This window comes from Myroides sp. LoEW2-1, from assembly GCF_009767705.1.
GTDB classification, from domain to species: domain Bacteria; phylum Bacteroidota; class Bacteroidia; order Flavobacteriales; family Flavobacteriaceae; genus Flavobacterium; species Flavobacterium album_A.
The window spans coordinates 1-516 of record NZ_WSPP01000400.1 but is presented as its reverse complement, the minus strand read 5'-3'; the positions used below and the strand labels follow the sequence as shown (position 1 = coordinate 516).

Genomic DNA, 516 nt, shown 5'->3' with positions numbered 1-516 from the left:
GTTATATATAGTATACTAAAAGATTTCATTAAGTTAACAACACATGGTATATTCAACTTATTCCACAATATTAAACCTCCTAAAAAAAAGAAAAAAACACCTATAAAACTTACAACAGTTGAATAACATATTAGGATATATAATCGTCGAAAGTAAGAAATTTCTTCTCCATCAATAACAGTATTAGTTTTAGTTTCTTTTGCTTTAATTACACTTTCTCTGTCTGAAGATAATAATAATGTGATTGATGAAATACCAAATCCACTTATTATACCTAACACTGTAATTACAGTACCAATCAATGCTTGATTATAGAATAAGTAATTATTAAATAGCAGAATAAAAGAACCTATTCCAATTAAAATTGGAATTAAAATATCAATAATTATTCCTTTACCTGCTGATAAATAATATTCAAATAAAAGCACTAAAACATTTCGATTCTTCATTATATTAAACCTAATAATTTATCTTTTACATCAGAAGATAATAACGCAGCTGTTGTTGGATCCATTT

The 516-nt window shown here is 24.6% G+C and carries 1 protein-coding gene; it reads right to left on the bottom strand.

What is annotated here, in order from left to right:
- Window positions 1–449 (bottom strand): hypothetical protein (locus GOQ24_RS16395; RefSeq protein ID WP_208103244.1); only part of this gene is annotated, 449 nt, incomplete at its 3' end.
- Between the last annotated feature and the right edge of the window lie 67 nt (window positions 450–516).